A 26,043-nucleotide genomic window follows, 5' to 3' on the forward strand; every position below is an offset into this window, starting at 1 on the left:
CCCTTTTGAAGGAAACGGAAACTGCTCAAACAATAACACTCAGCTTAGCCGACATGAATGATAATAGAATATGGAAGAACCCCCTAATGGGGTTCTTCTTTGCAAGTTCAAAACTGAGCACAACTTTTTAAAGTTAGGTACAGCCCTAAACCATCGCTCTTACCCGCGCCATAATTCCGCGCCCAATCACCAATCTCACATAAATAATGGCAATGGCAAACAGTAAGGCAACTAACGCAATACCGCCAAGTCCCAAATTTGCCCACGGCACACTAAAGCGCAGATTAAACCACTGAGTAACCGCCAGCCAAGCACCACCAGTAGCGATAATCACCGCAAATGTCGCTGCACTAATCCCAAGCACACCCAGCTCTAAAATGTTGAGCATATACAAGTCACGCTTTTGCATACCCAGTAGTCTAAACGACGCACTCTCTTTCATACGATCTTGTGACGTAGACAGTAGCGAGCTGATGAGCACCATGATGCCAGTCAGCAAGGCAAGCAAGGTAAAAATATACACCAAGCGGCTCATCTGCGCGACTAACCCTTGGACTTGCTCCGCGATGATCGTACCGTCGATACTGGTCACAGCGGGGAACTCGCGTACCAGATTACCTTGCAACTCAGGAATATCATCAGCAGAGACATGCGCCGTCGCAAACTGAATTTGTGGTGCGCTAGTCAGTATCTTAGGCTCAAACAAGAAGTAGAAAAACGGACTCGGACCACGCTCGAAACGCGAGCGAATACTGGTAATCTCTCCAGTCAGCTCAATCCCTTGAATATTAAAGCTGATCTGATCGCCCATACCGACGTTTAGCATCTCGGCTGCCGTATCCAAAATAGATAACGGCTGCACTTGCTCAAGGGCAGAGGCGCTAGGATCTTGATTTTCAATCGGGGTATATAGCGCATCGTCAGTCAGCGATTCAGTAATGAACTCTGTGTCCATGATGGTATCGGCATAACTTAGATTGAACACGCGAGTAGGGTCATCTTCGCCTTCTGGCGCGTCGATATCTTTGGGCTCCACGCCATTAGCCGTACCGATACGTGCGCGAATCACTGGATAATAAGTGACAGGTTCTTTGATAATACTGTCGATCTTATCGTGCTGCTCGGTCTGCACATCCAATAAAAACAGATTTGGCGCGTCCTCAGGATAGGCGTTGATAAACTGCTCATTGATACTGTGATTGATCGACGTGATAAGGGTCAATACCGCAACGGATAATGACAGTGTCACAAAGAATAGCGCTGATTGATTGCCTTTGCGCGCCAGATTATGAATCGCAATGCGCTGCATCCAGCTGATTTTTTTGCCAGTGGCGATGCGCGCTAGCAGCTTGAGCCAACCACGTGCCAATGCCCAAAATACCGCAATAAATACAATCAACCCAACCAGTATCTGTGCCCCTAACGTTAGAGAGTTCACCTCGTAAGCGAGGAAGGCGTAGAGTCCGATGAGTAATAATCCATAGCGTAAGAATGGTATCCGCTGCTGCCAAGACAGGCGTTTTGATGATTGATCAGACGCTTGGTTTAGCAATACCGCAGGCTTTGTACCATCAAGTGCGCGCAGACTACGCTGGGTAATCAGTAGCGTCATGACAAGGGCGATGACGATGGTTTTGAAGATACTAATCGGATTGATAGCCAGTCCCAAATCTGCTGGCAGTATGGCCGTCAGATACGGTTGACCAATCTTGAGCAGTACAAGGCTCAGTGACACGGCAGCGACGCAGGCCAAAGCTGCCATGATTAATAGCAGCCAATAATAGCTACGTTTAATCGAACGATTGGTCTCACCCAGCGCCATGCGTATGGCATCGTTGGATTGCTGCTTGGACACAAACGCAGTAATCACCCCATACATGGCAACCGCAGACAATAAGAGAACAGCAATGACTAGCAATTTTAGGAACATCAATACATTGTCAGAGATACGTGAGACAGATGTCTCCTCTGAGGTAGAGTCAGACAGCTCAATCTCAGGATAATTGACCAGCATTTGAGTCAGCTGTTCACGCTGAGTGGCGATCGTTTCAGGCGTACCTGCCATCTCGATTTGGTAGCTGACTCGACTGCGCTGCCCCATGAGGTTGGTCGATTCTAATGCGTCTTGCTGCATCATGACGCGACCACCGAAGCCAAAGGCTGTCAGCGGGCGATCTGGTTCTCTAATCAACTCATCACTGATGGTGAATTTTCCCTCACCAATAGTGATACTGTCACCGATATCGACGTTTAGGCTTCTCAGTACTTCCGGCGCGACGACCACGCTATCGGTACTCAGCTGCTCGGATAATGGCTTGCCTGACGCCAGCTCGACGTTACCGTATAGAGGATAAGCGTCGCTCACGCCTTTGATACGCGCCAATAGTGTCTGGTCGGCTGCGACTAGCATGGCATTGAACTGATAATCATAGACCGTTTGGCTATCAGGCAACGTCTGGACTTGCGCCAAGACTTCCTCAGGCCAGTCTTGCTTACTCTCTAGTATTAAGTCACCACCGACGAGTGCCAGCTGGTTGTCATTGACATAGGTGTTTACTGACTGTTGGATAGAGTCCAAGGTCAGATAAGTGGCTAGCGATAGCATCAATGTGAGCAAAAACAGCAGCGGGTATACCCAGCGTCGCCACCAACTGCGAGACAAAGCCTGTGCGCCTAACGTACGAGCGCTGAAAGGATTGCTACTTTTGTCTTGCGTCATAGCGTCGGTGCTACCATTGGTATCTATAGAAGGTTTATCCATTAGCAGCTGATCCATCTATGATGCCATCATGCATCGTAATGACGCGGTCTGCCATCTCAGCCAGTGCAGGGTCATGGGTCACGACCACCAATGCCGAGCCAACTTTCTGTCGTAAATCCAACAATAGCTGCATCACTTGGTCGGCGTTTTGCTCATCCAAGTTGCCCGTAGGTTCATCAGCGAATACGATTTTGGGATGCGACACCAATGCGCGGGCGACAGCAGTACGTTGCTGCTCACCGCCAGATAATTGGTTGGGCAAACTGTCTCGTCTGTGACCGAGTCCAACGGCTTCGATTAATTCATCGACTCGTGCAGGGTTTGGCTGCCGTGCGATATCTAGCGGAAAGGCAATGTTTTCAGCTACCGTCAAGGTTGGCAATAGGTGAAATGACTGAAACACAAAGCCCATATCACGCTGACGGATAGCCGCTAGTGCGTCTTCATCAAGGCTACTGAGCATTTGACCTGCCAGCTCGACAGTGCCATTGTCTGGGTAATCTAATGCTGCTAATAGTCCTAATAAAGTCGATTTACCAGAGCCAGACTTACCCATGATGACCACAAACTCGCCTGCATTGATATAAACGTTCACGTCTTTAATAATGGATAGTGTTTGTTCACCGACTTGCACGGTTTTGTTTAAATGCGTGGCGGTCAATAAGGCTTTTTCTGTTGTGCTAGGCGGCGCTGTATCAGCTGAATTTGATGAGGTCATTGCGTGGTCTCAGTTGGCGCGTTAGTAGTGGTTGACGCTGTTGCATCAGAGGTATTGCTGGCTTGCAGCTTTTTAAGCTCAGGCTTTAAAATAGGTAGGATATTGTCATTGACGATAATCGTGTAGCCATCTTTAGTCGGGTGAATGGCATCTGCTTGGTTGAGATCAGGATCACCGCCCACGCCTTCTAAAAAGAAAGGAATAAGAGGGACATCCATATCCTCTGCCACACGAGGGTAGATGTCTGAAAACGCGGAAACATAGTCATTACCTAGATTGTCATAGATCGACATACCGCCCAAGATTACCTCACTGCCATTGTCTTGCAGACGCTTAACCGCAGTACGGATATTCTCCTCAATGGTCGCTACATCTAGGCCACGCATGGCATCATTGGCACCAATCGTCAAGATAGTAATATCAGGTTCGGTCTGCGCCACCCAATCCAGTCGATTGACCAAGCCAGTGCTGGTTTCACCACTCAAGCCTGAGTTGATGACCTTGGCATTGGTATAGCCGAGCTCTTTTAGGCTGGCTTCTAACTGCGCAGGGTAGTTGGCGTTACCATCGACTCCTAGTCCTTCAGTCAGTGAGTCACCAAGCGCCAATATCGTCAAAGGCGAATCGCTCTGCTGTTCAGTTGACGATGCGGCTTCAGTTGCTACTGGCGCAGTGCTAGTTTGGCTGTTGGTCGTTTCAGTATTGGTACTCTGCGTATCATTAGCAGCGGTAGTTTCAGCCTCTTTTTGGCAGCCACTGATCGCTATGACAACTGCAAGTATGGCAATAGCAGGCAAGCGCTGAGCAAAATGAGTAGGAATTTTTATCATGAGTGTTGAGTCCTATATGCAATCAAGCCAGTGTAGCAAAATAAGACAGCGACCAATATTGCCCTAAGGTTAATTTAAGACCGCTTTATTGCGCTTTAGCAATCATAGTCTTGTAGACAACAAAGGCTAATTGCAAAAGCCTGCTTCAACTCAAATAGTTTTACTATCGACCATCACTGGACGACTAACAAGCCAAGCAATCACTACGTTAGCAATCATCAGTATCAGCATGATAAAAAGCGGCATACTCCAGCTATCTGTCATTTCATGCAGCCAGCCTGTACCTAACGGTCCAAAAAACGCAATGACATAACCGACTGCTTGAGCCATACCTGACAGCTCACTTGCTTGATTGGTCGTATAGGTGCGCATAGAGAACAACATCATACATAGAGTAAAAATTGCCGCACAGCCCATGCCCATCATGCCCGACCATAGCCACGCTAAGTCAGTTGAGAGGTAACTGACGCCCAATATACCAACGACATTTAGCACAGCGGCAAACACTGCTAACGCTTGAATAGGACGACCGCGGTTGACCAGCCACGTTAAGCTTAAAATAGAAATAGGCGCCATAAACTGGAACACGGCATTCATTTGTCCTGCACTGACAGCCGATAGCCCTTTACTGACCCAAATTGACGGTAAAAAACTGGCGATGGTGTAAAACAGCAAAGACTGTAATCCCATAAAAATAGCTATCTGCCACGCAAAGGTGGTTCGCCACATGGAGATTTCAGAAGCGCCTAATGCTGCAGGGATAACTGCTTGATGGTTAGATGAGCCCAAACGCACACGCAAGAATAGCCAAATTACGAAGGCAAAAATACTTAAAATCGTCCAACCACCCAGCGCCCACTGCCAACCTACCTGTTCAGATAACGGGAGTACCACACCTGCGACAATACCTGCTGCTATGGTCATCGTGAGACTTAACAGACCAGTAATCAGCGGAATATGTTGCGGGGTACGCTGTTTGATAACAGGCGCTGCCAAAGTATTAGCGAAGCCGATAGCGAGGGTAAGCAACAAGGTACCAATGAGAAACCCACCCCATGTCGGGATAGCAGTACGAATAATCATCCCTAGCGTCAACAGTCCAATCATGGCAATCAGCGTATTCTCTAGCCCGAATCGTTTACCAATTGCTGGAGAAATCAAAGCTCCAATGGCAAAGCTCAGCATAGGAATAGCCCCTAACCAACCTATCTGAAACTCAGAGATATCAAGCGCGTCTTTGACCACTGGGGCAATAGAACCTAGCGCGACAATAGGCGCACGCATATTGATGGCTAGCAGAACCATGGCACACAGCACCAACCAAAAGGTAAAGCGTGACGAGGGTAGACCAGATGTAGAAGATAGATTGGACGAGGTAGACATAGCAGCACAACGATAACAGCGGAAAAGAACACGTTATTCATCAGCGCTAAAAAATAGCCGCTTATAAAATAACACCAGAGAGCATTTACCCAGACGGTAAACCATATCGTAAATCAGACCGAAAAATATGTGTAGCGCGTAAGACATACAATTTGCTGAACTGACTTTGATAAGTTGGTAGGCAGGTTAGTCAAAATGTAGGTGTGGTTACTTCGAATTACTGCTTCAGAGCAGTGATAATAAGAGATTGCGATAATAGGAAGTTTTATCGCACAACAAAAATAGCGCCAAGTCACTTTTAGATGACTTGACGCTATTATAAGAACATATGTTAGGTAAATGCTACCAGCATATGGTAACTAACGGGCTTTTAAACTGATTTACCCAATTGAGCAGCTCTTAAGGCACTCTCTTGTTGCTCAGCAATCAATGAATCGCACTTATTGGGATCATTACCACAGAACGAGCAATTTTCATCGCCCATCAATTTGGCAACACCGCCACAAGATCCTCTAAGCGGCTTTTTCTTGACCATATAACCGACGCCCATAAAAATGAAGAATAGGACAAATACAGTAAAGGTAATGGCAAGCATAGGAAGCAGTTGGCTAAGCATAGAGGAAACCTCGTTTTTAAAAGTAGGGCAGTCATTAGTAGTGCTACTTGAGTTAGCGACAGTTAAACACCTTTAATAACAACTGTATAATAGTATAACAAATTTTAGTGCAGCTCGTTATGCGTTAACGTATTCTCTTGTTTCACATCTATCACTCACCAGTAACTTTAAAGCCTTAGAATATGTTTAGAGCTTTTTGTCAGCACGTAAAGCTTGCATCGCTGGGGTCTGTACCACTTGCCAGTCATCAATGTCGTCGTCAGGTGCTTCGTTAGAGCCGCTTTCCTTTATATCATCAGCTAGTACGACGAACATGGCCGCTAGATTTTGCGTTTTAGCGAGGTCTAACGCTTTTTGGTAAGGCATTGCGGTAAGCGCGGTTGCCCATGCATCCGCCAACGCAACAGAATCTGCGGCGACAGTGACTGAAGGTGCGCCGCCTGCAATAGGATTGCCCGTTGTCGGATCTATAGTATGGCTATAGCGTTTGCCATCAAATATGACAGAGTTTCGATAATTGCCAGAGGTCGCTAAATGCATTTGGCTTGCCGTGTTTCTTGGTTGGCGAATAGCAGATATGGTTTGTCGCTCGCTGACAGTGCTGCCTTCAATAGGGGCGTCAATAGCAATTTGCCATGGCTGCTGCTGATTATTCACACCAGAGGTAGCAATTTCACCGCCAATCTCAACCATATAATTACGAATCTGATAATCATCTCTCAGTACGTCAGCGATGACATCGACACCATAACCTTTGGCAACAGCAGAAAAATCTAAACCAACGCCGTCCTTAGTTTTGTAGATAGTATCGTCTTTTTTTATGATGCTCTCAAAATCTACTAATGCTTCGGCTTGTGCAATCTCAACGGCGGTCGGTGGACTCTGTAGACGCTCAACAGTCATGGTGCTCCCAAAACCCCAGGTATTTACTAATGGCATAACGGTAGGATCAAAAGCGCCGCCAGATTGTTGATAAACAGTTTGTGACACATCTAACACGCGACTAAAGTCAGCATCGATAGTAATAGGTTTGTCTTTGCCCAAACGATTAAAGGTAGATATCGTTGAGTCGTTTTGATAAGTCGACATACTATCGTTAATTTGTTTTAGACGTTCATCTACCGCAGCTTGTATGGCCGCTTCGTCTGCATCATCAGGTAACTGATAGCTAATATGATAGCTCGTCCCCATTGTCTCACCGATCAGATAATTATAGTCTGGGGTTTGCTGGCAAGCACTAAGACCTAAAGTACTGGCAAGACCAACGATGCCTACTAAGGTAAGGTGCGTAATTTTTTTGGAAGTTGAGCTGGATATCGTGTTTTTCATAATATTTTCGGTATGGCGTAGAAATGAGTAGGGTGTAAAACAAGCCACGCTTATTTTACACCCCTTGAACCCCAAAATACCAACGAACGCACTATTCAGCGACAATTCGTTCGGTTGAGCGGCTTATTTCACTTGTGACTCACGTATGAGCTTATAGAGTTTTGATGGAGAGATTCGGTTGACCCGCGTGGCCAGCTTTTCTTTGCGCCCAGCGACGATGATATATTCCTCTCCCTTGGTAAGCGCCTTAACGACTTGTTTAGCAAATTCAGTTGAAGTCAGACCGTTATTAGTCGCTTCATCCATCGTACCCTGTGCGCTACCGTCGCCAGTTAACGCATTAATAGAGACATTGGTCTGGATAAACCCCGGAAATATCGTGGCTACTTCTATGCCTTGATCATGTAGTTCAGCTCGTAAGCTGTTTGCCCACATATGTAGTGCTGCCTTGGCTGCCCCATAAGCACCGCGATATTGTGTACCCAATAAACCTGCCACACTTGAAACCATCACTACTTTGCCGCCGCCTTGAGCGATCATATCAGGCAACGCCAATCTAGTAAGACGCGTCTGGGCAAAGTAATCTATTTCCATGAGTTGGCGTTCAACTTCTTCAGCCGTGTCCATGATAAGTGAGCGTTGACTGATACCAGCATTGTTGATGAGCCAATCGATTTTTCCAGTCTGAGCTTTAGCAGTAGCGTAGGCTTCTTTGGTTTGATTGGCATCAGCAATATCAAAAGGAATGACAATATGTTTGTTAGTACGTTTGCAGCTATTTTTGACCACCTCTAACTTATCGCTGTCACGTCCACTTAGAATAATTCTAGCTCCGCGCTTGGCGAACGCAACGGCTAATGCTTGTCCAATACCGCTAGAAGCACCTGTAATCCAAATGGTCAGATCTTTGTATTTCGTTTTCATAAGAGTCCTTTCTCAATATTTAGATAGTCCATGATATAGGATAATAAAGCTATTCTACTAGCTAGATTTGTAGCCTTTAAAGCCACGACTAAGTGTAGAAATCGCACAAAAAAAGAGCCTCAATTGAGACTCTCTTTTTTATTCTTAGATTTGTTGTGTCAGATTAATCATCTAACTTAACCACCGAAATCATCAAGCATAATGTTTTCGTCTTCCACGCCCATGCTGTGTAGCATGTCGATGACGGCAGCGTTCATCATCGGTGGCCCACACATGTAGTATTCACAATCTTCTGGGTTTGGATGATCTTTCAGATAGTTTTCGAGCAATACGTTATGGATAAAGCCTGTTGGACCTTCCCAGTTATCTTCTGGTAATGGGTCAGACAGTGCAACATGCCACTCAAAGTTATCAAATTCTTCTTCTAGCTGATCATAGTCTTCAACGTAGAACATCTCACGAATAGAACGAGCACCATACCAGAAGCTAATCTTACGATCAGTATTCAGACGTTTGAGCTGATCAAAGATATGTGAACGCATTGGAGCCATACCAGCACCACCACCGACAAAGATCATTTCAGCTTCGGTCTTCTTGGCAAAGAATTCACCATAAGGACCTGAAACTGTCACTTTGTCACCAGGTACTAAGCTAAATACCCATGAAGACATTTTGCCTGGTGGGATACCGTCAGGACCACGTGGCGGTGGACTTGCGATACGAATGTTAAATTTGATGAGGCCTTTCTCTTCAGGATAGTTGGCCATTGAGTAAGCACGGATAACTGGCTCATCAACTTTTGAGACATAGTTGAAGATGCCGAATTTCTCCCAGTCTTCTCTATATTCTTCATCAACCACAAAGTCTTTGTAGTGTACTTCATGCGGTGGCGCTTCCAACTGTACATAACCACCAGCGCGGAAGTTTACTTCTTCGCCTTCTGGAATTTTTAGTACCAGCTCTTTAATGAAGGTAGCGACGTTATCATTAGAGATAACTTCACATTCCCATTTCTGTACATCAAAGAACTCAGGATCAATCTCAATTTTCATGTCTTGCTTAACAGCTACCTGACAAGCCAAGCGCATGTGATTGCGAATTTCACCTTGAGTAAAATAGCCTTCTTCGGTGGGCAAAATAGAACCACCACCTTCAATAACGCGGCAACGACACTGTGCACAAGTACCACCACCACCACAAGCTGAAGATAAAAATATACCTTCGCCCGCTAGTGTTTGTAGTAGTTTGCCGCCAGCTGGTGTCACCACATCATTATCGGGATTATCATTAATATGGATAGTGACATCGCCTGAACTGACCAGTCTTGAGCGTGCCGCCAAAATAATAGCGACAAGGCCCATGATGATCAAGGTAAACATAGCAACGCCACCAATCGCCGTAGCGTAATCCATGGTAGGTATCCTTAATCTATGGGGTAGGGGTGTGGGAGCATAATCTATGCTGTACCCAAACCTCTACCGAATAAATGAATTAAATAAGTCAAATAGCTAATGAAAGCTTTGAGCTTAGCGGTTTAGATGGACATACCACCGAACGACATAAAGCCGAGCGACATAAGACCAACCGTGATAAAAGTAATACCAAGACCACGCAGCGGAGCTGGAATGTCTGAGTATTTTAGCTTTTCACGGATACCCGCCAATGCTGTAATAGCAAGTGCCCAACCGAAGCCTGCACCCACACCATAGACAACAGATTCACCAAAGTTATAGTCACGCTCAACCATAAATAGTACACCACCCAAGATGGCACAGTTTACGGTGATTAGTGGTAAGAATACCCCAAGTGCGTTATATAGACTCGGTACAAACTTGTCCAAGAACATCTCTAGAATCTGTACGGTGGCTGCAATCAAACCGATATAACTTAGCAATCCTAAGAAGCTCAAGTCGATATCAGGGAAACCTGCCCATGCCAGCGCACCATCTTTTAGGATGAACTGGAATAGTAAGTTGTTTAGTGGAACAGTAATTGCCATCACGACAACAACCGCAACACCTAGACCAATCGCTGTAGAGACTTTTTTGGATACGGCCAAAAAAGTACACATGCCTAAGAAGTAGGCAAGCGCCATGTTCTCAATAAAGACTGAGGTTATAAATAAACTAACATAATGTCCCATTAGTGACCGCCTCCATGTGCCATGCCTTTAGACTGCGGCTTCATTACAAACTCAGCTTCTTCAACTTGTTCTGGCTTCCAGATACGGACAATAGCGATGAACAAACCAATGATAAAGAACGCTGAAGGTGGTAACAGTAATAGACCGTTTGGTATGTACCAACCACCATCAGTGACTGGCTGCAAGATAGTCATACCGAACCAAGTACCAGCACCCAATAGCTCACGGATAGTTGCGACGAATAGCAATACTGCTGAATAACCAAGACCGTTACCAATACCATCTAAAAAGCTTGGAATTGGTGGATTGCTCATAGCAAATGCTTCAGCACGGCCCATAACGATACAGTTAGTGATGATCAGACCAACAAAGACAGATAGACCTTTACTGACGTCATAAGCGACTGCTTTTAGTACCTGATCAACCAAGATAACCAACGAAGCAATAATGGTCATCTGTACGATGATACGAATACTTGATGGAATCTGTTTACGAATGATCGAGATAAAGAAGCTTGAAAATGCCGTTACCAAGGTCAATGCCACACACATGACCATAGCGTTAGCCATGCTGGTGGTGACAGCCAATGCCGAACAGATACCAAGGATCTGTAGGGCAATAGGGTTATTATCAAAGATAGGCGTGGTTAAAATGCTTTTAGTGTCAGCCATGTTATGCCTCCTTGCCGTTTGCTACTGGTAGCTTGGCTGCCAATTCGGTTTCAGGTTGAGCTGCCGGCTTTGGTTGATTTGCTTGTGTGTCTGCATCTTCAACCGTTTGGCCACTCTTTTCACGTAGCGTGTCTAAATAAGGCTTATAACCTTGCTCGCCTAACCAAAATTGAATCATGTTGCTAACACCGCGGCTAGTCAATGTTGCACCGCTGATGCCATCAACCCAGTTCTCTTTTGGATTACCAGCTTTAGTTACACCAGTGGCAACGTTACCATTCTCGTCATAAGACTCGATACCGCTCCACTTTGCACGCCATTCTGGCTCTTCGATGCGAGCACCAAGACCCGGAGTTTCTTTATGCTCGTAGAAACTGATACCTTTGATGGTATTCATATCACTTTCGAGCGTTAAGAAACCATAGATAGTACCCCATAGACCGTAGCCTTGAATTGGTAATACAACTGTTTCTGGCTGACCTGCGTCATCATTTTTGACATAGACTTTGGCATATTTTGGCTTACGACCAATACCAGCAGGGTCGTTATCACCCAAGTCTTCACTTAATGCTTGGTTTTTTGTCGCTTGACTGGCGTCATAAGCATTACGATCAGGAATACCTGCATCTGCTAGTGTCGCATCATCGACATAACTACCTTCGTTTAAGTCAATAATTTCTACGTCAAAATCTTTGAATCGTTCAGCGACATCATCTGCAGTATCAGATTCAGCATCGTATAGATCAGCAGCAACCAAGATATTCTTGTTACGGTCTAGACGTGCGTTTTCAATTTGTGCAGGCTTTAGACCAACAGCCACTGCTGAGACCAATACTGAACACACCAAGCATAGCGTCAAAGCCACACTGATGGTTTTCGCGTTATTACTTTTGGGCTTGGACATAGCGAACCCTCCGAGCGGTTTGGCGTTTGATATTTGCTTGAGTCACAAAGTAATCAAACAATGGAGCAAATAAGTTGGCGAATAGAATGGCCAGCATGATGCCTTCTGGGAAAGCAGGGTTGATGACGCGAATCAATACAGTCATAAAACCAATTAGGATACCGTAAGCCCAGCGACCTTTGTTTGTATGTGCAGCTGATACTGGATCAGTTGCCATAAATACAGCACCGAAAGCGAAGCCACCGATAACTAAGTGCCAGTAGAACGGCAAGCTCATCATCATGTTGTCTTCAGAGCCAATCATGTTGAACACAAGAGAGGTAGCAATCAGACCGACCACACAACCTGCCATAATGCGCCAAGAAGCAATACGCGTCCATAGCAACACTGCTGCACCCATAAGGATAGCGAGTGTCGATACTTCACCGATACTACCTTGCATGTTACCTAAGAATGCATCACTCCAAGTAATCGCATTACCATAGACATCAACGAAGTCCTGAGGAACCACACCAAGAGCTGCGAGGCCTAGCGGCGTCGCGCCTGAGAAACCGTCTACTGCCGTCCATACTGAGTCACCAGACATATAGGCTGGATAAGCAAAGTATAGGAATGCACGACCCGATAGGGCAGGGTTAAGGAAGTTTTTACCCGTACCACCGAACACTTCTTTTGCAACGACTACACCGAAGATAATACCTAGGGCAACTTGCCATAAAGGAATATCAGGTGGTAGGCATAATGCAAATAGAACTGAAGTCACAAAGAAACCTTCGTTGACTTCGTGTCCGCGGACAACAGCAAAGATAATCTCACAGAGAATACCTACTGCAAACGTCACGATATAAATAGGTAAAAACTGCATCGCACCATAGACGAAGCTTGCCCAAATACTGTCTGGGTTATAGCCTGCCATGCTAGTGATAACAGTACGCCAGCCTTCAGGCTGTAAGCCAAGCTGAGCGATAGCGGTTAGTGCTTGATGACCGATATTGTACATACCCCAAAACATCGCTGGGAAGGTACATAGCCATACGGTAATCATAATACGTTTTAAGTCAATGCCGTCACGTACATGCGATGACGCATAGGTAGTTGAGCTTGGTTGACGTAAGAACGTATCAAACATCTCAAAAATAGCGTAGTACTTTTCGTGTTTGCCGCCTTTGGTGAAAGATGGCTCCATACGATCGAACATATTGTGTAAAAATTTCATCGTGGTTAGCCCTCCAGCTCAATGCGCGTTAAGTTATCACGCAAAATATCACCGAACTCATATTTGCCAGGAGATACAAAGGTGCATAGTGCCAAATCTTCTTCGTCCAGTTCAAGCACACCCAAATCTACTGCGCTAATGATGTCTTCGACAATCAATGCACGTAGTAATTGAGTTGGTAGGTAATCTTGTGGCATGACTTCTTCATAGACACCGATTGGTACCATGGCTCGTGGTGAGCCGTTACTTGTGGTGGTAAAGTTATATTTTTTGCCACCAAAGAACTGCGAGATGTAGATAGGCAGTTTTGAGAAGCGGTTTTTACCTGGAGAAAAGAAATGGAACGCGGGACGCTCACGGCCTTCAGTTAATACGCTGATCTGATTGTGAAAACGACCAATATATGCAATGTTTTCAAACACTTTGCGACCAGACAGTACTGAACCTGAAATGATACGGTTCTCGCCAGCTGCTAACTTACCTTTGGTTAAAGCAGTAATATCAGCACCACGTTCAGTCATAACCAAATGCGGGTTAGTAACAGCAGGTCCTGCTAAGCTCACCATGCGGCGCGTATATAGACGACCTGTCGTAAACAATTTACCGATTGCGATCACGTCTTGATAACCAATCGTCCATACGGTCACACCGCGGCTGATAGGATGCAAGAAATGAATGTGCGTACCAGCAAGACCAGCTGGATGCTTACCAGCAAAACCATGATACTCAGTGACATTACTAGCTGCAGTTTTTGTAACTGGCGTCAATTGTGTATCGCCATGATGGCATACAAAGGTCTTTGGACTAAGTGTAGATAATACAGCAAGTCCATCATTGAACGCTTGTAGCTGCTCATTGATCACAAGCATCGGGTCAGCGGCGAGTGGATTGGTATCCATCGCTGTGACAAAGATGGCATGTGGACGAGCGCCGATTTCAGGTGCGCGGCTATAAGGACGCGTACGGAACGCTGTCCATTCGCCGGAGGCAATCAGTTGGGTTTCAACGACTTCAGAGTCTAGGTCAGCAAGCTGCTGTGAGTCATAGCGCTCAAAGTCTACTTCTTCACCATTTGGGTCGACCGCAATCACAAGACTCTCAAACACTCGACGTTCGCCACGTTTAACAGCGACGACCTTACCGGCAGCAGGGGCAGTGTAGATCACGCCAACACGTTTTTTGTCTTCAAAAACGGGCTGACCTTTGGCTACAATGTCACCTTCTTTGACATTCATAGTGGGCTTCATACCCACATAATCATAGCCAACAAGTGCTACATGTGTCGGTTGGTGCTCAGATATCTCGCGGGAGGGTTCACCAGTGATGGGCAAATCCAAACCTTTTTTGATGGTAATCATAAGCGAAAACTTAGTCCATAGTCTAAAACGATACCAGACGTCCTGTTTGGTATATCGGTAGCATGAACATTTGTATCACTCAATAGAGCCTTCAATCGTCTATTTTCTTTATAGCAAAATAGGGATGAAAGCTCTGTGAAGATAATACATGATCATAACTACTAGTAAGAGTATTAACGCTGACCTTAGACTCCTTAACAACACGTTAACGTCTTATTCGAATTACCAAAGTGGCGACTGGCTACCAAGGTGTATGCTAAAACCGTTTCGTCGAAAACAATCGCTACAGCGCATGGCTAAAAGAGATTGGTTTAAGTAAAATGGCTTTATCACACGTTTCATTGAAATTTAAAACTTGTAACACCAGTATGTTTGACCGTCTCTCGTTCACTAATACCGTTTGAAGATATTCAATATAATAAGAATGTGGCCAAATAACGATCTATTAAGGTAGATGATATACTGATTAAGAGACAAACTAGCTAAGTAATTGATAAGCAAACATCACTTATTACAAGCTGCTATAGTTTTAATCGTAACGGTTTTAATATAGTTAGCTAGTGATAGGGACTTGCAAGACATCTAATTGGGGTTAAATACCGCAGAATCGATGGTTTAGAGACTATTGGTTGAGATTTTTCAGATAGCCCTTTTTAGCAATTTCTTAGCCAATATTTTATTGGTCTATTGAGCGATTGCTCGATCCATCCTGATCACCATGTTGTATCAGTGAGTCGTAACAACTCAACAAAAAGCGTAACACATGGTTACTATCACATAGAAACAAATAAAAATTTACCTAGGATTATACGCTAAATTGACCTAAAATTGCCAGTCAGTAATACAATTTAACGATTGTTGGTAGTAATTCTATGTACTAAAACTTATGGTTATGATTTTCTAGTTTCTGTTTTTTTTATTTGTATTCAAACAGATTGCTAACCTGGCAATGTCTTGGTTTTCGATCTGTCTATGATTTATGCTACTTTCAAGCAGCGTGTTCTCTCGTTATTTGATTCTTCGATGACGTTTCATTCTCAAAATTTTAATTTACTAACTTTATTGCCAATCTTGTGCTTTATAAGGAATGCTATATGTGTGCTGTGCCTGTCATTATCCCGGCTATTGATTTAAAAGATGGTAAGTGTGTACGTTTAAAACAAGGCCGTATGGAAGATGATACGGTGTTCTCTGATGATCCAGTTGCCATGGCAGCGCGTTGGGTAGATGAAGGCGCGCGTCGCTTACATTTGGTCGATTTGAACGGAGCTTTTGATGGCGTACCAGTACATAGACAAGTGGTCAATGACATCACTAAAGCCTATCCGAACTTGCCAATCCAGCTAGGTGGCGGTGTACGTAATATGAACACTATCGAGCAGTATATTACTGCAGGTTTGACATACATCATCATCGGTACAAAAGCCGTCGAAGACCCTGAGTTTGTCGCCGAAGCTTGCCGCGAATTTGCAGGGCATATCATCGTTGGTATCGATGCCAAAGACGGTATGGTAGCCACTCATGGCTGGGCAAACGTGACAGATACCAAAGCGACCGAGCTTGCCAAGCGTTTTGCCGATGTAGGCGTGTCATCAATTGTTTATACGGATATCGCTCGTGACGGTATGATGCAAGGTGTCAACGTTGAGCAAACTGTTAACTTGGCGCGTGAAGGCGGTTTACCTGTGATTGCATCAGGTGGTGTTACCGATATAAAAGACATTGAGCTGTTAAAGCCATATGGTGACTGTATTGAAGGTATTATCACTGGCCGTGCTATCTATGAAGGTACGCTGAACTTGAGCGAAGCGCAGCTTTACTTAGATAATTAAAGGTAGATAGTCAAAGTCAGACAGCTAATTATCAGTAACAAGATAAGCGAGAAAGAATCTTAAAAAATAAAGGATGCTTATGGCCACTTACATTGACCGTCCAATAGTACGCAGTTCTATAAAAGCGTGGGGTCAAATGGTGTTGCTACTAAGCATCCTTGTTGCTTTTTCAGCGCATGCTGCCGATGAAGAAACTTCTGGCATTGCAGCAGCATTAGGTTTAGAGACGGCTGAAGGTGTAGATACGACAGAGGAAAGCGTATCTAACGATAACTCTGCTACATCAGAAAATGAGACATCAACAAGTGATAACATAGAATCCACCAGCTCATTGCCAACGCCTGCTCCGCCTCCAGTAATCAGTGGTGAAAGCACTAATAATGCTCAAATCGAAACCACACCTACACCGCAAAAAGACAATGATATCCGTCAACGTATCAGCGGTATCTTCTCTGAGATCGAAGGCCTACAAGCTGTCAATATTAGTGTCACCCAAGGGGTCGTTACCCTAACGGGAGAGACGGCTAACGAAAAAAAAGCACAGCAAGCGATTAACTTAACCAACCGACTAACAGATGTGGTCACAGTAGAAGACAGAATTAATCGCACGCTAGATGTTCAAGAGAATGTCTCAACGGTCTATCAAGGTCTAAAAGCGCAAGTGACCAATCTTGTGAAGGCGCTACCGCTACTATTAGTTGGCATCGTTATATTTGGTTTGGTCGCATGGTTTGGTAGTTGGTTGTCTAATCGCAAAAAGATGTGGCAGCGTCTGACGCCCAATCCATTTGTCGCTGAGCTGTTATCACAAACGGTCAAAGTCATTTTTATTATTTTTGGTCTTATACTAGGACTAAGTCTGATAGGTGCAGAAACTATTTTAGGTACATTGCTTGGTGGGGCAGGTGTCATCGGTATTGCGGTTGGTTTCGCAGTCAAAGATACGATTGAAAATTACATTGCCTCATTAATGCTGAGTATTCGCCAACCTTTTCGCGCCCGCGATCATATTGTGATTAATGGGCAGGAAGGCATTGTGGTTCGTTTGACCTCGCGCGCGACGATACTGATGACATTAGATGGCAATCAATTACGTATTCCTAATTCCGAAGTTTTTAAAGGTACAATCCTAAACTACACCAAAAACCCTGAGCGGCGATTTACTTTTGAATTGGGTGTTGATGCCAATGACGATCCGTTAGCAGCGATTAAAGTGGGATTAGATGCGATACATACGCTAACGTTTGTTTTAGATGAGCCTAAGGCAATTGCTGTCATTACTAATGTGGGTGATTCTAATATTGTTTTGGAGTTTCAGATTTGGGTAGATCAATCAGAAACCGACTTTGCTAAAGCACGCAGTATCGCTATTCGTGAAACCAAACATGCACTAGAAAATGAAGGCTTTAGCTTACCTGAGCCGATCTATCGTCTGCGCTTCAACAACAAGTTAGAGAAAGCTTTTGAACACATACGAGGTAGTGCAGATAACCCTCAATCTGATCTAACCGTTACTCCGACTATGCCTGAATCTGCTGAAAACAATCAGTCGGATGACCAAGATAAAAAGCAGGCAAAGGCTCGAGCTAAGACTATTTTACAAGGTCACAATGCTGATGATGTACTCGATGCTCGTCCTGATGACAAGCTGATGAAAAAGGTTGAACAAGAAATTGCTCAAAGCTCAGATGAGACTGATTTATTGAATAATAATAGCCCGCAAGAATAGGTATTAGACGTTAAATAAAATTTAGGCATAAAAAGTGCAACATAGTCTATATTTGGTGGTTATTCAAATAAGGGACTTTTTATGGAAATGAAACACGTTATTATTTTTGCAGTAATTGGTATCGTAGCGCTGCTCGGCTTCAATATTATTAACGGTAATAGTCACGAACAACACAGAGAGGTTTCAGCCAGTAGCGTAGCCGCTGAACAGACTGAAGCTACAGTAGTTAACGCTGAGACAGATATTGCTAGCCAGCCACTTAGTCAACAGCCAAAAGCAATCGTAGATAGTGCTACTAGCAAAATTGACCAAGCACAACAAGCTGAGCAAGAGCGTGTCGCTCAATTAGACGATGCACAATAGGCTCTATAAGTAGCTATATCATTGATACTTGAAAAGTACAAAGCAAAAAAAAGGCTAACGATCACGTTAGCCTTTTTTTGTATTGCAATATTGGTATTTTGATATCAGTCTACGCTTAACTTTTTTTACTAGACCCTCTGCGATTACTACTTCTTTTCGCAGGGGTTTTTTTAGGCTGCTCTTTTTTGGCAGGCTGTTTTTTGGTCTGGTTCATAGCGCTAGACTGAAGTTTTTCTTTTAGATCAAAATCAATCTGCAACAGGTCCATGTTGACCCCAGCGACTTGTACTTTTACCGAATCGCCAAGCCCGAATAGTGTGCCTTTGTCCTTACCGATGAGCTGCTGTTGCTGTTCATCATAGACAAAGAAATCATCGCCAACGTTTGAAATGTGGACCAAACCATCGATATATAAGTCAGTTAGCGTCACAAACAGCCCAAAGCTAGTAACTGTCGTTACCACGCCTTCGAACTCTTCACCGACGTGGTCTTTCATATAGTGACACTTGAGCCAAGACTCTACAAAGCGTGACGCTTTTTCTGCACGGCGTTCTGTATCTGACGTTTGCGTACCAGCACCTTCAAGCGAGAAGTCCATGACAGGCTGCTTGCTATTCGTTACTTGGGCTTTAATACCGCGATGCAGCATGAGATCTGGATAACGGCGAATAGGTGAAGTAAAGTGGCTATATTCGTCATAGGCCAGACCAAAGTGACCAATATTGTCAGGTGCATAGTTTGCTTGCATCATCGAACGAAGTAGCATGCTATGAATACTGATCGCATCTGGTCTGTCTTTGGTCGCTTCGATAATCCGCTGATAATCTGCTTGAGTTGGATTCTCTTCTGGAAATGGTAAGCCAAAGTTTTTCGCATATTCATGAATACGCATTGACTTCTCACCATCAGGCTTATCATGGTTACGATATAAGACTGGTAGCTCATGTTTAAGTGCGAAGTTTGCGGCACAAGTGTTAGCAAGGAGCATACATTCTTCGATAAGCTTTTGAGAGTCACCACGAGTACGCGGCAAAATCGCTTCAATCCCGCCTTTTTCGTTGAATTTGATATACGTTTCAACCGTTTCAAATTCCATTGCATGACGTTCTTCACGTTTCTTGAGCAAGAGCTCATACAATTGATGTAGCGTATTGATAGATTTTTTAACGTCTTTATTACCCGTCAACGACTTAGGCAAGCGTTTATCAGTTGGATTAACGAAATAATCGTTCACTTGATTATAGGTCAAGCGTGCTTGCGAGTGTATCACTGATGGATAGAACTCATAGCCGGTCACTTTACCTGCGCGCGATATTTTGATATCAGCAACCATGCACAAGCGATCTAGGTCTGGGTTCAGTGAACATAGACCATTAGATAGTACCTCAGGCAACATCGGAATCACGCGATGCGGGAAGTACACGGACGTACCTCGCTCATAAGCATCTTGGTCAAGTGGTGAGTTTGGTGTCACATAATGGCTAACGTCTGCAATCGCAACGACCACGCGATAATTACCGCCTGAACGTTTTTCAGCAAATACAGCATCATCAAAGTCACGTGCATCTTCACCATCGATAGTGACAAGTGGTAGATGACGTAAATCTGTACGACCTTTTATATCTTTTTCAGTTGGTTCTTGATAGTCATCAGCTTGCTTAAGCGCAGCTTCACTGAAATCTGATGGAATATCGTAGTTGAGCAGAGTCGTTTCAATAATCAGTTCGCGATCATTATCATCAGATAGCACTTCAGTGATTTTACCAGTGGCAAATTCATGCTGGTTTGGCCAATCAATGATATCTACTTTAACAGGCGCGCCTTGTTTGACATCAAACGCTTGAACATTGTCATCAGTAACCGTAATCGGTTGATGACTATTTGGACTACCAAGCTCGACGCAGTAGCCGTCTTCATCACGAGCAAGTGTACCAATAAAATTATTTTGACGACGCTCGACAACGTCAACAATGCGGCCTTCGGTACGTCCACGATTGTCTGTTGAAGTGCCGACAGCTGCTACCGTGTCGCCATTGAATACCCAACGCATTTGTTTTTCATGCAAAAACAAATCTGGCATATCACTTAATACCACAAATCCAAAACCTTTTGGATGTGCAGACACTGTACCTGAAACGATATCTTGCTTGGTCACCGTACGATAACGATAAGGACGACCTTCTCGGTTTACTTGTCCATCACGCGCCATCGCTTTTAGGCGATTGCCCAAAGCATCAAACTGATCAGGATCATCAATGTTAAAGGCTTTTGCCAACTGTTGATGTGTGACTTCACCATGCTCAGTAATCGTGCTGAGTATCAGCTCACGACTAGGGATAGGATTGTCATATCTTTTTGCCTCACTTGAGGCGTTTGGATCATTCCAACTCATAAATTACCGTATCTATTTTTAAAATTATTAATAGTGGCTATCTTAACACGAACGACGTTGCAATATCTTGCGTCAATTGTCTTATGTGTATCTGATAGCAAAAAGTGGTCAGTTTACTAACGACCGCTATAGAGACAAATCAAATATCGATATCGACATTGCTTGACTGGTTAGTGATTTTTTTACTATCCAGCTCTTTTGAGACTTCTAATACTGTAGTCTGATTTGATTTATCCAAGTATTTTTGTGCTTTATCTACTTCCGTGGTCAAAGTATTGACCGTTTGCTTCATGTTATCTAGCGCTTCAATTTTATAATTACTAATCATATCCATAGTGTCATAAACATTATTGAAGGCATTTTGCAGCTTATCAAGCTCAATGCTACTGCTAGTCGCTTGCTCATGGATCTCACCCGACTGACGCTTGAGCATGGCTGAGGTTGATTCAATCAAGCTACTGGTGGTTTTATTTAACGCAGTGATTTGATCTAATACCAATTTTTGATTGGTCATTGCTTGGGCAACAACAACAGCCGTGCGCAGTGCAGATACAGTCGTCGTGGTTGCGCGATCAACACCTTTAATCAGCTCTAAGTTATTACGGCGAATGGTATCAAGTGCCAAATAACCTTGTACATTCACTGCTAACTGAGTTAAAAAGTCCGTGTTTTTTTGACGGACATAAAACAACATCTCTTCTTTAATGATGCGAGCCTTTTCTGGATCTGTTGCTTCTATCGCGTAAACTTTTTGCTCTAGTTGCTCATCAATCTTTTTGCCAACATAGACATATTGACGGATAGACTGCATCAGCTCCCACATATTGACTTTTTCTTGCTCAATCATTGCATTGTCTTTGAGTAATTCGTCTTTACCATTATAGAGACTGGTAACAACCGCATTGATATGTGACTGTGCCGACTCGTATTGACGGAAATAATCTTGCACTTTGTTACCAAACGGAATAAGACCAAATAGTTTGCGTGAGCTGGTTAGCTCTTTTTTACTTGGATCTAAGTCTTCGACAATACCGCGAAGCTCTGTCAGCGATTTGGCAATAGGGGAGTTGTCAAACAAGCTATCATTAAGACTTTTTGCTGGTAAATCTAACATTCGATTAGATACTTGTGCAGATTCGCGAATCTCTTTGGTACCTAGATTATGAATAGATTGAACATTTTGACGAAATTCATCGCTATGCACAGAATTAGTAAGTACATGATCGACAAAAGCATCAACCTTGGCATCGAGCTCAGGAATCTGGTTTTCATCCAATTTGACCATCTGATCTGCTTCACTTTTCTGTATTTCTTTCACAGGTTCAGGTGCTGTTAGCGAGATACTAGGAGTTGTGGCGTTTTCTGGCGGCGTCAATTCTTGCATGAAATATCCTCTGATATCGGAGAAAGGAAGTGTTTGTTATTAACGACTCTAGCAGCCGTGGTAGATATTGTTTTTATACACTTATAAATTGTCTTTGGCTCATATCGGCTTTTATAAAACAGTCATTCATTATCATTAAATGCTGATTAGCAAATATAAAGTAGACCTTTAGATTACCGTGTAATCAGAAAGTTGAGAAGGTAGATTTTGTAAAATAGCGTCAGTCAATGATGCTAGGCTATTATGTTTAGTATAGCTATGTTCATTACAGCAACTTTTGAGTCCAAATAATAAAAAACCATCAATATCCCGCAGCATATTGATGGTTAGAGTTATAAACAGCTATATAGACTAACAGCGACCACTCAAAGGAATCCAATAATTCAGATTACTTTTTCTTAGTGGGCCCAAGCAGCATACCCATCTGACGACCTTCCATCTTAGGGTACTGTTCGACATTTGAGATATCAGCCGTATCTTCAATGATACGATCAAGTTGTTTGCGACCGATATCTTGATGCGCCATTTCACGTCCGCGGAAACGGATACTGATTTTGACTTTGTCTTGGTCTTCCAAGAAGCTTACGATTTTTCTCAGTTTAACCTGATAATCGGCCTCTTCAGTACTAGGACGGAGCTTCATCTCTTTGAGCTGAGTCTGCTTTTGGTTTTTCTTAGCTTCTTTAGCCTTTTGCTTTTGATCATAAAGAAAATGTTTGTAATCCATGATCTTACATACTGGCGGTTTAGCTTCAGGAACTAATTCAACCAAATCTAGATTTTCATCACGTGCCGCTTTCATCGCGGTTGCGATATCAACCACGCCCATTTGCTCGCCATCTTCTTTGACGAGACGGACTTCTTTGACATTGATATCTTCGTTGATGTTCAAACGGTTGGACTGTTTAATAGGTATTACTCCTCATCTGTTTTTGGGGTCTGTCGGCCTTTTTTACTGACAGCGTTCTGTACTAATGTAATAAATTCAGAAATACTCATGACGCCAAGGTTTTCACCTTCGCGAGTTCGGACATTGACACTGCCCGATTCAACTTCTTTATCCCCTAATACTAGCATATAGGGAATACGTTCTAATGTTTTCTCTCGTATCTTAAATCCAATCTTTTCGTTACGCAAGTCGCTAATAGCACGCAAACCTGCATTTCTAAGCTCACTAACCACGTTTTCACAGGCATCCGCTTGTTTATCAGTGATATTCATAACCACAACTTGCTGCGGTGCTAGCCATACTGGCATCCAACCCGCGTAGTTTTCGATCAAAATACCGATGAAACGCTCAAACGAACCTAAGATTGCACGGTGCAACATAATAGGTACTTCACGATCGTTTTGCTCATTGACAAACTCGGCATCGAGACGATCAGGCATGTTTGGGTCAACCTGAATAGTACCGCACTGCCAAATGCGTCCTAACGAATCTTTTAGACTAAACTCAATTTTTGGTCCGTAGAATGCACCTTCGCCAGGTAGGTAATCCCAGTCTAGCCCTGAGCTATCAAGCGCATCTGCTAACGCTTTTTCTGCAAAATCCCAAGACTCATCACTACCAACACGTTTTTCAGGACGAGTAGAGAGCTTCATAATAATATTGTCAAAACCAAAATCTTCATAGACAGCAAGCGTTAGCTTAATAAAGTCAGCAACTTCCTGTTGAATTTGAGCTTGCGTACAGAAGATATGCGCATCATCTTGAGTAAAACCACGTACGCGCATCAAACCATGTAATGAACCTGATGGCTCGTTACGATGACAAGAGCCAAACTCAGCCATACGTAATGGTAAATCACGGTAAGACTTTAGGCCTTGATTGAACACTTGCACATGACAAGGACAGTTCATCGGTTTTACTGCATAATCACGGTTTTCACTAGAAGTCGTGAACATATTGGTTGCATAGTTACCCCAATGCCCCGAGCGCTCCCACAAACTGCGATCGACGATTTGAGGTGTTTTAATCTCTTCGTAGCCATTATCGTATTGCACTTTGCGCATATACTGCTCAAGTACTTGATAAATAGTCCAGCCATTTGTATGCCAGAACACCATGCCTGGCGCTTGCTCTTGCATATGAAACAGGTTTAACGCTTTACCTATTTTGCGATGGTCGCGTTTTTCAGCTTCTTCAATACGTTGAATATAAGCTTTTAGCTGTTTTTTGTCTGCCCAAGCAGTACCATAAATGCGCTGTAACTGCTCATTTTTCGCATCACCGCGCCAGTAAGCACCTGACATTTTGGTCAATTTGAATACTTTCAAAAAGCGAGTATTTGGCACATGCGGGCCACGGCACATATCGACGTATTCTTGATGATGATATAAACCAAAGGCTTCTTCACCTGGCATATCATTAATAAGTTTTAACTTATAGTCTTCATTACGTGATTCAAATATCTCAATCGCTTCAGCACGCGGCGTCATCTTTTTAATAACGTCATAATCTTGCTTGATCAGCGCCATCATGCGCTTTTCGATCGCTTCCATATGCTCAGGCGTAAATGGTGTTTCACTAAAGATATCATAATAAAAGCCATCATCAATAACAGGACCAATGACCATCTTCACATCGGGATATAACTGCTTAACCGCATGACCTAATAGGTGAGCACACGAGTGACGAATAATATCAACACCGTCATCATCTTTTGGCGTCACGATTTCAACATTGGCATCAGCGACAATAGAATCATGTGCATCTACTAGATGACCATTTACTCGTCCAGCGACTGTCGCCTTAGCGAGTCCTGTCCCAATACTTTGAGCCACTTCCATGACTGTTGTATGACCTTCAAAGTCTTTTACACTACCATCGGGTAAAGTAATCGCTACCATAATCTATTCGCCTATTATTGGGTCCGTTGGCAGTGATGACTGCAACCATCAATCATATAACCGTGAGACCACATCAATTATATCTAATCATCGTGATATGTTGTGAAAGGGACGCATTACCTAGAGCTTTACTATAACTATATATACTAGAGCTGATACAGAGCTTAAAGCCAATTAATCCATAGCATCACAGCAAAGTGCATTTCGCTATAAGAGTAATACAACAGCCAACATATATAAGTAATGCAGTAAAATACCTATTATAACAAAAACCATCTCTCAACACTACATACCAAGGGATTAAGCGATAACGAGTAACAAGCAAAAGATATGTTACACAATGGAGGTATTCTTAGATAAGGCACTATATAAGATAAGTCACAATATTGGAGACAGCATGTGAATCTAAGTAACTTAGCCTCTATATAGTGCTACTTATATAAATATCAACAATTAAAAGTATGAGAGACAACTTGGTTCAAGAAAGTGCCTATATATTGCATAATGACAAGCTCCAATTGTAAGAATGAAACAAAGCTTCCTATTATCACAAGTTAGTGAACTAAATCATATCTCACGCTAGTTTTTTAAAAGGATAAATAAGCCAAATGCATAACTCATTGAAAAAACTATAAATTTG

Annotated in this window: 20 protein-coding genes; 3 read left to right on the forward strand and 17 right to left on the reverse strand. The window is 43.5% G+C overall.

Annotated features, from left to right (window positions below; all coding sequences use genetic code 11):
• Positions 1-145: 145 nt before the first annotated feature.
• The 13 genes from ACT3QQ_RS09945 to ACT3QQ_RS10005 form a co-directional block, all read right to left on the reverse strand.
• A complete protein-coding gene (locus ACT3QQ_RS09945; protein WP_444527903.1) occupies positions 146-2,719 on the reverse strand; it encodes an ABC transporter permease in 2,574 nt (857 codons plus the stop codon).
• Positions 2,720-2,753: 34 nt separating this feature from the next.
• A complete protein-coding gene (locus tag ACT3QQ_RS09950) occupies positions 2,754-3,479 on the reverse strand; it encodes an ABC transporter ATP-binding protein (protein WP_444527889.1) in 726 nt (241 codons plus the stop codon).
• Positions 3,476-4,309, reverse strand: coding sequence for an arylesterase (locus ACT3QQ_RS09955; protein WP_444527890.1), 834 nt, complete (start codon positions 4,307-4,309; stop codon positions 3,476-3,478). The genes ACT3QQ_RS09950 and ACT3QQ_RS09955 overlap by 4 nt, the downstream gene beginning before the upstream one ends.
• A 150-nt stretch (positions 4,310-4,459) precedes the next feature.
• Positions 4,460-5,692, reverse strand: a complete 1,233-nt coding sequence (locus ACT3QQ_RS09960) for an MFS transporter (RefSeq protein WP_444527891.1) — start codon at positions 5,690-5,692, stop codon at positions 4,460-4,462.
• Between the two features lie 370 nt (positions 5,693-6,062).
• On the reverse strand, positions 6,063-6,308 hold the full coding sequence (nqrM, locus tag ACT3QQ_RS09965; protein WP_444527892.1) for a (Na+)-NQR maturation NqrM: 246 nt from the start codon (positions 6,306-6,308) through the stop codon (positions 6,063-6,065).
• A 186-nt stretch (positions 6,309-6,494) separates the two neighbouring features.
• Complete coding sequence (locus ACT3QQ_RS09970; protein WP_444527893.1) at positions 6,495-7,637, reverse strand: FAD:protein FMN transferase; 1,143 nt, start codon at positions 7,635-7,637, stop codon at positions 6,495-6,497.
• A gap of 123 nt (positions 7,638-7,760) precedes the next feature.
• On the reverse strand, positions 7,761-8,561 hold the full coding sequence (locus ACT3QQ_RS09975; RefSeq protein WP_444527894.1) for an SDR family NAD(P)-dependent oxidoreductase: 801 nt from the start codon (positions 8,559-8,561) through the stop codon (positions 7,761-7,763).
• A gap of 176 nt (positions 8,562-8,737) precedes the next feature.
• Positions 8,738-9,973: an NADH:ubiquinone reductase (Na(+)-transporting) subunit F gene (gene nqrF, locus ACT3QQ_RS09980; RefSeq protein WP_102078341.1), complete on the reverse strand. Its 1,236-nt coding sequence runs from the start codon at positions 9,971-9,973 to the stop codon at positions 8,738-8,740.
• Positions 9,974-10,095: 122 nt separating this feature from the next.
• Entirely contained in the window at positions 10,096-10,704 is a 609-nt protein-coding gene (gene nqrE, locus ACT3QQ_RS09985; protein ID WP_011281361.1) for an NADH:ubiquinone reductase (Na(+)-transporting) subunit E, read from the reverse strand.
• A complete protein-coding gene (locus tag ACT3QQ_RS09990) occupies positions 10,704-11,375 on the reverse strand; it encodes an NADH:ubiquinone reductase (Na(+)-transporting) subunit D (protein ID WP_444520089.1) in 672 nt (223 codons plus the stop codon). Before ACT3QQ_RS09990 ends, nqrE begins: the two co-directional genes overlap by 1 nt.
• Before the next feature lies 1 nt (position 11,376).
• A complete protein-coding gene (locus ACT3QQ_RS09995) occupies positions 11,377-12,279 on the reverse strand; it encodes a Na(+)-translocating NADH-quinone reductase subunit C (RefSeq protein ID WP_444527895.1) in 903 nt (300 codons plus the stop codon).
• Entirely contained in the window at positions 12,260-13,495 is a 1,236-nt protein-coding gene (locus tag ACT3QQ_RS10000) for an NADH:ubiquinone reductase (Na(+)-transporting) subunit B (protein ID WP_057762164.1), read from the reverse strand. Before ACT3QQ_RS10000 ends, ACT3QQ_RS09995 begins: the two co-directional genes overlap by 20 nt.
• Positions 13,496-13,500: 5 nt before the next feature.
• Positions 13,501-14,853, reverse strand: coding sequence for a Na(+)-translocating NADH-quinone reductase subunit A (locus ACT3QQ_RS10005; protein WP_444527896.1), 1,353 nt, complete (start codon positions 14,851-14,853; stop codon positions 13,501-13,503).
• A gap of 1,094 nt (positions 14,854-15,947) precedes the next feature.
• Between ACT3QQ_RS10005 and hisA the strand changes: the two genes are divergently transcribed.
• The 3 genes from hisA (at position 15,948) to ACT3QQ_RS10020 (ending at position 18,777) form a co-directional block, all read left to right on the forward strand.
• A complete protein-coding gene (hisA, locus tag ACT3QQ_RS10010; RefSeq protein WP_444527897.1) occupies positions 15,948-16,685 on the forward strand; it encodes a 1-(5-phosphoribosyl)-5-[(5-phosphoribosylamino)methylideneamino]imidazole-4-carboxamide isomerase in 738 nt (245 codons plus the stop codon).
• Between the two features lie 79 nt (positions 16,686-16,764).
• A complete protein-coding gene (locus ACT3QQ_RS10015) occupies positions 16,765-18,414 on the forward strand; it encodes a mechanosensitive ion channel domain-containing protein (RefSeq protein ID WP_444527898.1) in 1,650 nt (549 codons plus the stop codon).
• Positions 18,415-18,495: 81 nt separating this feature from the next.
• The gene (locus ACT3QQ_RS10020) at positions 18,496-18,777 is read left to right on the forward strand and encodes a hypothetical protein (protein WP_444527899.1); all 282 of its coding nucleotides are present in this window, start codon (positions 18,496-18,498) and stop codon (positions 18,775-18,777) included.
• A gap of 115 nt (positions 18,778-18,892) precedes the next feature.
• Here ACT3QQ_RS10020 and rnr read toward each other — a convergent pair whose 3' ends face one another.
• From rnr to thrS, 4 genes are all read right to left on the reverse strand, one after another.
• Entirely contained in the window at positions 18,893-21,169 is a 2,277-nt protein-coding gene (gene rnr, locus ACT3QQ_RS10025) for a ribonuclease R (RefSeq protein WP_444527900.1), read from the reverse strand.
• 139 nt (positions 21,170-21,308) lie between these two features.
• Positions 21,309-22,553 carry a toxic anion resistance protein gene (locus tag ACT3QQ_RS10030; RefSeq protein ID WP_444527901.1) on the reverse strand — a complete coding sequence of 415 codons (1,245 nt, stop codon included), beginning with the start codon at positions 22,551-22,553 and terminating at the stop codon, positions 21,309-21,311.
• 388 nt (positions 22,554-22,941) lie between these two features.
• Entirely contained in the window at positions 22,942-23,445 is a 504-nt protein-coding gene (gene infC, locus ACT3QQ_RS10035; RefSeq protein WP_057762155.1) for a translation initiation factor IF-3, read from the reverse strand.
• A 23-nt stretch (positions 23,446-23,468) separates the two neighbouring features.
• On the reverse strand, positions 23,469-25,403 hold the full coding sequence (gene thrS / locus ACT3QQ_RS10040) for a threonine--tRNA ligase (protein ID WP_444527902.1): 1,935 nt from the start codon (positions 25,401-25,403) through the stop codon (positions 23,469-23,471).
• Positions 25,404-26,043: the final 640 nt, after the last annotated feature.

Source organism: Psychrobacter sp. AOP7-A1-24, from assembly GCF_052376235.1.
In the GTDB taxonomy this organism is placed as follows: Bacteria; Pseudomonadota; Gammaproteobacteria; order Pseudomonadales; family Moraxellaceae; genus Psychrobacter.

Coding starts and splice junctions, on each gene's coding strand:
- ACT3QQ_RS09945 (WP_444527903.1), bottom strand. CDS start 2,719: ATGACGCAAGACAAAAGTAGCAATCCTTTCAGCGCTCGTACGTTAGGC.
- ACT3QQ_RS09950 (WP_444527889.1), bottom strand. CDS start 3,479: ATGACCTCATCAAATTCAGCTGATACAGCGCCGCCTAGCACAACAGAA.
- ACT3QQ_RS09955 (WP_444527890.1), bottom strand. CDS start 4,309: ATGATAAAAATTCCTACTCATTTTGCTCAGCGCTTGCCTGCTATTGCC.
- ACT3QQ_RS09960 (WP_444527891.1), bottom strand. CDS start 5,692: ATGTCTACCTCGTCCAATCTATCTTCTACATCTGGTCTACCCTCGTCA.
- nqrM (WP_444527892.1), bottom strand. CDS start 6,308: ATGCTTAGCCAACTGCTTCCTATGCTTGCCATTACCTTTACTGTATTT.
- ACT3QQ_RS09970 (WP_444527893.1), bottom strand. CDS start 7,637: ATGAAAAACACGATATCCAGCTCAACTTCCAAAAAAATTACGCACCTT.
- ACT3QQ_RS09975 (WP_444527894.1), bottom strand. CDS start 8,561: ATGAAAACGAAATACAAAGATCTGACCATTTGGATTACAGGTGCTTCT.
- nqrF (WP_102078341.1), bottom strand. CDS start 9,973: ATGGATTACGCTACGGCGATTGGTGGCGTTGCTATGTTTACCTTGATC.
- nqrE (WP_011281361.1), bottom strand. CDS start 10,704: ATGGGACATTATGTTAGTTTATTTATAACCTCAGTCTTTATTGAGAAC.
- ACT3QQ_RS09990 (WP_444520089.1), bottom strand. CDS start 11,375: ATGGCTGACACTAAAAGCATTTTAACCACGCCTATCTTTGATAATAAC.
- ACT3QQ_RS09995 (WP_444527895.1), bottom strand. CDS start 12,279: ATGTCCAAGCCCAAAAGTAATAACGCGAAAACCATCAGTGTGGCTTTG.
- ACT3QQ_RS10000 (WP_057762164.1), bottom strand. CDS start 13,495: ATGAAATTTTTACACAATATGTTCGATCGTATGGAGCCATCTTTCACC.
- ACT3QQ_RS10005 (WP_444527896.1), bottom strand. CDS start 14,853: ATGATTACCATCAAAAAAGGTTTGGATTTGCCCATCACTGGTGAACCC.
- hisA (WP_444527897.1), top strand. CDS start 15,948: ATGTGTGCTGTGCCTGTCATTATCCCGGCTATTGATTTAAAAGATGGT.
- ACT3QQ_RS10015 (WP_444527898.1), top strand. CDS start 16,765: ATGGCCACTTACATTGACCGTCCAATAGTACGCAGTTCTATAAAAGCG.
- ACT3QQ_RS10020 (WP_444527899.1), top strand. CDS start 18,496: ATGGAAATGAAACACGTTATTATTTTTGCAGTAATTGGTATCGTAGCG.
- rnr (WP_444527900.1), bottom strand. CDS start 21,169: ATGAGTTGGAATGATCCAAACGCCTCAAGTGAGGCAAAAAGATATGAC.
- ACT3QQ_RS10030 (WP_444527901.1), bottom strand. CDS start 22,553: ATGCAAGAATTGACGCCGCCAGAAAACGCCACAACTCCTAGTATCTCG.
- thrS (WP_444527902.1), bottom strand. CDS start 25,403: ATGGTAGCGATTACTTTACCCGATGGTAGTGTAAAAGACTTTGAAGGT.